Here is a 395-nt window from a genome sequence, read left to right on the forward strand (position 1 = left end):
GCTCCAAGGGTGGGGCTCGAACCCACAGCCTACCGGTTAACAGCCGGTTGCTCCACCGTTGAGCTACCTTGGAACATTTACGTGGCTATGTCCTACTCTCCCAGGCAGTTTCCCACCAAGTACCATTAGCGCTAAAGAGCTTAACTTCTGTGTTCGGAATGGGAACAGGTGTATCCTCTTTGCTATTATAACCACATATTGCCTATTTATAAGACAAATATTATATTAACATCTTTATTTTTAAATGTCAATACTTTTAAAGTACTAAATAATAATAGTTTTTTATTAAATATCTTCCATTAATTGAAGTTAGTACTTTACATAGAGTTAACACTCTAAAAACTGCATATATATTTTAATTAATGAACATCAAATAAATATTGGTCAAGTCCTCG

Annotated in this window: 1 tRNA gene and 1 rRNA gene; both read right to left on the reverse strand. The window is 35.4% G+C overall.

Annotated elements, in window-relative coordinates:
* Window position 1: 1 nt before the first annotated feature.
* Window positions 2-73, reverse strand: a tRNA-Asn gene (locus KGF46_RS19805).
* 6 nt (window positions 74-79) lie between these two features.
* Window positions 80-196, reverse strand: a 5S ribosomal RNA gene (gene rrf / locus KGF46_RS19810).
* Window positions 197-395: the final 199 nt, after the last annotated feature.

Origin of the sequence: Clostridioides sp. ZZV14-6153, from assembly GCF_020657855.1 — a bacterium.
GTDB lineage: Bacteria > Bacillota > Clostridia > Peptostreptococcales > Peptostreptococcaceae > Clostridioides.